At 72.3% G+C, this 3281-nt stretch carries 5 protein-coding genes; 4 read left to right on the plus strand and 1 reads right to left on the minus strand.

Going from position 1 to position 3281, the window contains the following annotated elements; all coding sequences use genetic code 11:
* Positions 1–704, plus strand: a 704-nt coding sequence (locus AB8Z36_RS34960; protein WP_369217413.1) for a DNA-3-methyladenine glycosylase family protein, incomplete at its 5' end; no start/stop codon positions are given.
* 4 nt (positions 705–708) lie between these two features.
* Here the strand turns inward: AB8Z36_RS34960 and AB8Z36_RS34965 are convergent.
* Positions 709–1722 carry a helix-turn-helix transcriptional regulator gene (locus AB8Z36_RS34965; RefSeq protein WP_369217414.1) on the minus strand — a complete coding sequence of 338 codons (1014 nt, stop codon included), beginning with the start codon at positions 1720–1722 and terminating at the stop codon, positions 709–711.
* Positions 1723–1891: 169 nt separating this feature from the next.
* Here AB8Z36_RS34965 and AB8Z36_RS34970 point away from each other — a divergent pair, with 169 nt between their 5' ends.
* From AB8Z36_RS34970 to AB8Z36_RS34980, 3 genes are all read left to right on the plus strand, one after another.
* Positions 1892–2287 carry a RidA family protein gene (locus AB8Z36_RS34970; protein WP_369217417.1) on the plus strand — a complete coding sequence of 132 codons (396 nt, stop codon included), beginning with the start codon at positions 1892–1894 and terminating at the stop codon, positions 2285–2287.
* Positions 2288–2453: 166 nt separating this feature from the next.
* A complete protein-coding gene (locus AB8Z36_RS34975; protein WP_369217415.1) occupies positions 2454–2618 on the plus strand; it encodes a hypothetical protein in 165 nt (54 codons plus the stop codon).
* A 263-nt stretch (positions 2619–2881) separates the two neighbouring features.
* The coding region (locus AB8Z36_RS34980; RefSeq protein ID WP_369217416.1) for a MauE/DoxX family redox-associated membrane protein at positions 2882–3281 on the plus strand (400 nt) is incomplete at its 3' end.

The following is a 3281-nucleotide window of genomic DNA, read 5'->3' on the forward strand; positions in this document are numbered from 1 at the left end:
AGCTCGCCCGCATCCTCTCCCTCGACGTCGACGCCACGGGATTCCCGGCGCTCGCCGAGGACCCGGTGGTCGCCGGGCTCATGGCGGACTACCCGGGGCTGCGCCCGGTGTGCTTCCACTCGCCCTACGAAGCCGCCGCCTGGGCCATCATCGGCAACCGCGTCCGCATGGCCCGGGCCGCCGCCATCAAGGCCCGCATCGCCCAACGGCACGGACACCCGGTGAAGGTCGCGGGCCGGACTCTGCACGCCTTTCCCACCCCGGCCGTGCTGCGGACCCTCACCGAGGTGCCCGGCCTGACCGACGTCAAGATCCAGCGGCTGCACGCGCTGGCCGAGGCCACGCTCGCCGGGCAGCTCGACGCGGCCCGCCTGCGTGCCCTGCCCAGCGACTACGCCCTGGCCGAGCTGCGTTCCCTGCCCGGCATCGGCCCCTTCTCCGCCGAGCTCATCCTCATCAGGGGAGCGGGCCATCCCGACGTCTTCCCGCGCTGCGAACCACGCGTGCACCGCAGCATCGCCGCCGCGTACGGACTCGGCGCCCCGGCCGCCGCCGACGTCACCGGACTGGCCAGGATCGCCGACCGGTGGCGGCCCTACCGGAGCTGGGTCGCCACCCTGCTCCGCGTCCACGCCGAGGACACCGCCGGGGCACCGTCCCGAAGGGGCGCGTCCTGTGCGAGCGTCCACTCTCCCGTGCGGTGAGCGCTCATCCTCCGGCCGCACCAGTGTCCGTATGCGCAGCAGCGTCCGCGTCCGCGTCCGCATAGCGCGCGGCGATCGCGGCGGCCCGGTCCCGAAGGGCGGTGCGCAACGACCGCGGAGCCAGAGCTTCCGCGTCCATGCCGAGCTGCCACAGCGCCCATTCCGCGTGGCGGGAGTCCTGGTAGGTCACCGCGAGGCGCAGCCAGCCGTCCGCGTCGGGCTCCTCCGCGCGGACGGCGAGCGCGGCGTCGAGCAGCTCCGCACGCCGCGCCGGTCGCACCCGTACCAGTACGGAGAGGTGGTCCTCGGAGAGGAACCGCGCCGCGCGCTCCCGCCAGATCCGGTCCAGGTCGATCCGGTCGGGCCGCTGCGCCGTCTCGGGGAGTTCCTCGGCGGCCAGCACCCGCGACAGGCGGTACGTGCGGTCCGCTCCCGCCCGCATGGCCAGGAGGTAGCCCGTGTCGCGCACGGTCACCAGGCCGATCGGGTCCACCGTGCGCCACCGGGGTTCCTGGCCGGTGGCCGCGTAGTGGATGCGCAGCCTGTGTCCCGTGAGCACCGCGCGCCTGACCTCGGCGATCGTGGATTCCGGCACCTTGTCGACGGCCACGCGCCGGGAGAGCAGGTCGGTGTCCGGGTCGACGAGGAGCCGCCGGGCCCCGTCACTCGCGGACGCCCGGTGACTCTCGGGCAGCGCGTCGACCACCTTCCGCATGGCCGACGCGAGCGCCGGGCCGAGGCCGAACACCTGGTCCCCGCCGACCGAACCGGCGGCCAGCAGGGCAAGGGCCTCGTCCTGGTTCAGCCCGGTCAGCTCGATCCGGAAACCGGGCAGCAGCGCGAAGCCGCCGTGCCTGCCGCGCTCGGCGTAGACCGGGACGCCCGCGGCGGACAGCGCCTCGATGTCGCGCAGCACGGTGCGCGTGGAGACCTCCAGCTCGCGGGCGAGGGTGTCGGCCGTGAGGCGCCCGTGCCGACGCAGCAGCAGCACCAGGGAGACCAGCCGGTCGGCACGCATACGAAAACCCTAGAGGAATACGTGACGAGGGGTGTCGTGATTCGTTGCGAGGCTCATCGAGGCGGCGTCACCGCGGGCGGCCATCCGCCGACGCGGGCACGCGCGCAGCCGACGTACCGACACATCGACGTACCGACACATCGACGAACCAGAGGGAGCCGACGTGGCAGTGGAACGAGTCGCGGTCAACCCGGTGCCGTGGTCCAAGGAGTTGGGCTTCAACCAGGGAGAGATCGTCTCCGGGCACACCAGGACCCTGTACATCTCCGGACAGACCGCGATGAGCGAAGACGGCAGGCCCCAGCACGAGGGCGACGTTGCGGCGCAGTGGAGACTGGCCATCGACAACCTGGAGGCCGTGCTCGGCGAGGCCGGCATGTCACTCGCGCACCTCGTGCGCCTCAACGTCTACACGACCGACGTCGACCTGCTTCTCCCGCACTACGGCCTGCTGGCCGCGCGACTTGGCGCCGCCGGGGTGGCGCCGACGTCCACGATGCTCGAAGTACGGCGCCTCGCGCTCCCCGGTCAGCTGGTCGAACTGGAGGGCACGGCTGTCTCCTGACGGATGTCGCCGTCCTGGACGTGTCCTGGACACGTCCAGGACGGCCGGACAGTGGAACCGCCGCTCCGGACGTCACTAATCTCCGGGATCGCCGCAAGGCATCCCGGGTCGCGGCGTCCGCGACCCGCCTTCCAGAAGGAGGACCATGTCCAAGGCACTGGAATCCATGAGCAACAGGCTCCTGGGCCTGTTCGTCCCCAAGGTGGAGGCATCCGCCTCGGCCCGCGCGTGTCAGTGCTTCAACGAGTGCTGGCAGTGCGCGCGCAGCGCCTGCTGCGTCAACACCTACTGCGGTTCCATCAACTGCTGGCGCAGCTGCCCGAGTTGCTGAGCCCGGCGCGGTGATCCCGGTGGGGTGATCCAGTGGGGTGATCCCGGTGGGGTGATCTGAAGGATGTCCGGGGACGCCGGTGGGACGTGACCGGCAGCGCACCTCCGGTTCGCCGGTCAACCGGCCACCGGTGTCTCCGGCGCCCGCACCCCTCGTCTCTCCGGCGCCCCGCACCCCTCGTGTTCCCGCCCGCCCGCGCGCCGCCCCCTCTGTCGTTTCGTCCGTCGTTTCGTCCGTCGTCCGCCCGTGGAAGGTGGAAGCCGATGCAGTACGCGGAGTTCGGCGTTCGCATCCTCATAGGCACGGTCTTTCTGGCCGCCGCCTGGAGCAAAGTGTCCGGCAGGCGCTCCTTCGGCGCGTTCACCGCCTCGCTCGGCCGACTGAACGTCCTGCCCGGCACCGCGGTCCGCGCCGTCGCCTTCGCCGTGGTGGCGACCGAGTGGCTCGTCTGTCTGCTGCTCCTCGTGCCGCGAGCCCGCGCGGTCGGCCTCGGCCTCGCCATCGCCGCGGCGCTGCTCACCGTCTTCGCCGTCGTCATCGCCGCTGTCGTCGCCCGGGGCACCAAGGAGGCCTGCCGGTGCTTCGGCGGCGCTTCCACGGCTCCGCTCGGCGTACGGCACATCGTGCGCAATCTGCTGCTGGCAGGGGTCGCCGCATCCGTCG

The sequence above is a fragment of the Streptomyces flavofungini genome (assembly GCF_041028215.1).
Classification (GTDB): Bacteria; Actinomycetota; Actinomycetes; order Streptomycetales; family Streptomycetaceae; genus Streptomyces; species Streptomyces flavofungini_B.

What these genes read in the sequence shown, in the direction of transcription:
- AB8Z36_RS34965 (WP_369217414.1), bottom strand. Translation starts at nt 1,722, where the DNA reads ATGCGTGCCGACCGGCTGGTCTCCCTGGTGCTGCTGCTGCGTCGGCAC.
- AB8Z36_RS34975 (WP_369217415.1), top strand. Translation starts at nt 2,454, where the DNA reads ATGAGCAACAGGCTCCTGGGCCTGTTCGTCCCCAAGGTGGAGGCATCC.